The organism is Streptomyces sp. SID3212 (assembly GCF_009865405.1).
GTDB lineage: Bacteria > Actinomycetota > Actinomycetes > Streptomycetales > Streptomycetaceae > Streptomyces.
Genome location: NZ_WWJY01000737.1, coordinates 1 through 3331 on the forward strand (window position 1 = coordinate 1; position 3331 = coordinate 3331).

At 71.1% G+C, this 3331-nt stretch carries 3 protein-coding genes; 2 read left to right on the forward strand and 1 reads right to left on the reverse strand.

What is annotated here, in order from left to right; translation table 11 throughout:
• Positions 1–1096, reverse strand: a 1096-nt coding sequence (locus tag GT042_RS22370) for an APC family permease (protein WP_161310512.1), incomplete at its 3' end; no start/stop codon positions are given.
• A 107-nt stretch (positions 1097–1203) separates the two neighbouring features.
• Between GT042_RS22370 and GT042_RS22375 the strand changes: the two genes are divergently transcribed.
• A complete protein-coding gene (locus tag GT042_RS22375; RefSeq protein ID WP_161310513.1) occupies positions 1204–2232 on the forward strand; it encodes a 4-hydroxy-3-methylbut-2-enyl diphosphate reductase in 1029 nt (342 codons plus the stop codon).
• Between the two features lie 199 nt (positions 2233–2431).
• Entirely contained in the window at positions 2432–3169 is a 738-nt protein-coding gene (locus GT042_RS22380; RefSeq protein ID WP_161310514.1) for a polyphosphate--glucose phosphotransferase, read from the forward strand.
• The last annotated feature ends 162 nt before the right edge of the window (positions 3170–3331 follow it).

Here is a 3331-nt window from a genome sequence, read left to right on the forward strand (position 1 = left end):
GGCCCATGGCGAACAGCAGCCGGCCCGCCGCCGCCTGGCCCGCCAGCGCGGCGAACGCCGCGCCGATCGCCTTGCTGGACGCCACCAGGTCGTGCAGCCACGTGCCGACCGCCGAATCCACCGCGTCGTAGAACGCCGTGCCCTGGGCCGCCGGATCGGCCGCCAGGCGTGCCGAGCCGACCGGCTCCAGCAGCGCCACCAGATACGTCTGCGCGATGAACAGGACCCCCGCCAGCACCAGGCAGAACAGCACCGCCCGCGCCACCTTCCGCGAGCCGCCCGTCACCTCCTCCGCGAAGGAGGCGATCGCGTCGAAGCCCAGGTACGAGAGCACCGCGACCGACACCGCCCCGATGACCGCCGTCAGCGAGAACCCCCGGTCACTCGTGAACGGCGTGGACCAGCCGCGCGTCGCCCCGTCCTGCGCCAGCACCACGATCGCCGCCACGATGAAGACCAGCAGCACGACGATCTCCAGCGCGAGCACCGCCATGCCGACCCGCGCCGCCGCCCGTACCCCCCACAGGTTGAGCAGCGTCGTGACCACGACCGCGATCGACGTCCACACCCACCGGTCCACGGACGGGACCAGCGCCTCCATCGCGATCCCCGCGAAGAGATACGCCACCGCCGGGATCAGCAGGTAGTCGAGCATCGCCATCCACCCGGCGATGAACCCCGGCCCCTCACCCAGCCCCTTGCGCGCGTAGTTGAAGACGGACCCGGCCTGCGGGGCCACCCGGACCATCTGGGCGTAGCTGAACGCGGTGAACGCCATGGCGACCGTCGCCACCACGTACACCAGCGCCACCGCCCCGTGCGACTTCGCGTCGAGCGTCCCGTACACGCCGACCGGGGCCATCGGGGCGATGAACAGCAGTCCGTACACGACGAGGTCGCGGAACCCGAGCGTCCGCCGCAGCTGCCCGTCGGCCGGCTCCCGCAGGCTCTCCGCCCCGCCGCCCCACACGGGTGCCCCGGCCGCCGGCCGTCCGTCGTCCCCGTTGCCGTTGCCGCTGCCGCTGCCGCTGCCGGTGTCGTTGCCGTTGCCGCCGCCGGTGTCGCCCGTGTCGCCGGTATCGCCGGTGCCGCTCATCGGGTCCCTCCGTACGTGACGTACCCGTGACGTGTCCGTCACGTAGGCCCAGTGTCGGGTCCACGGGCGACGCCCCGCCTGTTCTGGGCGGCCTTACGATGGGACGCATGACTGACACGTCCCGCCCGTCGCCCGCCGCCACCCCCAGTGGAGACGCCGCGCGCCGCGCCGGCAAACGCGTCCTGCTCGCCGCCCCCCGTGGTTACTGCGCGGGGGTCGACCGTGCCGTGATCGCCGTCGAGAAGGCGCTGGAACAGTACGGCGCGCCCATCTACGTCCGGCACGAGATCGTCCACAACAAGTACGTCGTACGGACCCTGGAGAAGAAGGGCGCCATCTTCGTCGAGGAGACGGCGGAGGTCCCCGAGGGATCGATCGTCATGTTCTCCGCCCACGGCGTGGCACCGGTCGTCCACGAGGAGGCGGCCCGGCGCAACCTCGCCACCATCGACGCGACCTGCCCCCTCGTCACCAAGGTCCACAAGGAAGCCGTCCGCTTCGCGAGCGAGGACTACGACATCCTCCTCATCGGCCACGACGGCCACGAAGAGGTCATCGGTACGTCGGGCGAGGCCCCGGACCACATCACGCTGGTCGACGGCCCGGACGACGTGGCGAACGTGACGGTCCGCGACGAGTCGAAGATCGTCTGGCTCTCCCAGACCACGCTGTCCGTGGACGAGACCATGGAGACGGTCGACCGGCTCAAGGAGAAGTTCCCGCTGCTGATCTCGCCGCCCAGCGACGACATCTGCTACGCGACGCAGAACCGCCAGATCGCGGTCAAGCAGATGGGCGCGGACGCGGACCTGGTCATCGTCGTCGGCTCCAAGAACTCGTCCAACTCCGTCCGCCTGGTCGAGGTCGCCCTCGGCGCCGGCGCGCGCGCCTCCTACCTGGTGGACGCGGCCGACGAGATCGACGAGGCGTGGCTCGACGGGGTCGAGACGGTCGGCCTCACGTCGGGGGCGTCCGTTCCCGAGGTCCTGGTCGAGGGCGTCCTGGAGTACCTGTCGGAGCGCGGCTTCGAGGACGTCGAGGTCGTGAAGGCGGCGGAGGAGTCGATCGTCTTCTCGCTGCCGAAGGAGCTGCGGCGGGACCTGCGGGCGGAGGCGGCGGCGCTGACGGCGAAGTGACCGCACACGCGGGGGGAGGTGTGCGCACACGCGGCACGGCGTTGACCGCACACGCGGTTCGAGGCTGATCGCACACGGGCGACCGGGCCGTTCGTACATCTCATCGGACCGTACGTACATGTGCTCGGCCGGAAAGTCCGTACGTACGGTCGAGGGGTAACGGCGCGCGTGGCGGTCGTCTGCCCGTAACGTTGTGTCCATGAACGTCTTCGGAGTGGACATCGGCGGCTCGGGGATCAAGGGCGCGCCCGTGGACCTGGAGCGCGGCGACCTGGTCGAACCGCGTCACAAAGTACTCACCCCGCACCCCGCGACGCCCGAGAGCGTCGCCGACGGCGTGGTCGAGGTCGTACGGCACTTCGGCTGGTCGGGCCCGGTCGGCATCACCTTCCCCGGGGTGGTGACCGGGTCCGTGATCCGTACGGCCGCCAACGTCGACAAGAAGTGGATCGACGTCGACGCGGGCCAGCTGCTCGGCGACAAGCTGAACCTCCGGGTGACCGTCCTCAACGACGCCGACGCGGCGGGGGTCGCGGAGATGGCCTTCGGCGCCGGTCGGGGCCGTAAGGGCACGGTTTTCCTGCTGACGTTCGGTACGGGCATCGGCAGCGCGCTCTTCGTGGACGGCAAGCTGGTGCCCAACACCGAGCTGGGCCACCTGGAGCTGCACGGCCACGACGCGGAGAAGCACGCGTCGACGAAGGCCAAGGAGGACGAGGACCTGAGCTGGCACCACTGGGCGCACCGGGTCCAGAAGTACCTGGCGCACGTGGAGATGCTGTTCTCGCCCGAGCTGTTCATCATCGGCGGCGGGGTGAGCCGTAAGGCGGAGAAGTTCATTCCGCTGATCGAGGGCATCAAGGCCGAGATCGTCCCGGCGGAGCTCCAGAACAACGCGGGAATCGTGGGCGCGGCGATGGCGGCGGCGGGCAGGTAGGCGGGCGGGGCCGTACCGCCCGCGGAGGTAGGTGTCCGCTGTTCCTACCCGCGCGGTACGGCCCTGCGAGGACCGGCGGCCGTGCGCGCCCCGGCTCCTGCTTCCGCCCCGGCCCCGGCGCCCCCGCCTGCGCCCCCGCCCGCTCCGGCTGCCCGGTTCGCG

Coding starts and splice junctions, on each gene's coding strand:
- GT042_RS22380 (WP_161310514.1), top strand. CDS start 2,432: ATGAACGTCTTCGGAGTGGACATCGGCGGCTCGGGGATCAAGGGCGCG.
- GT042_RS22375 (WP_161310513.1), top strand. CDS start 1,204: ATGACTGACACGTCCCGCCCGTCGCCCGCCGCCACCCCCAGTGGAGAC.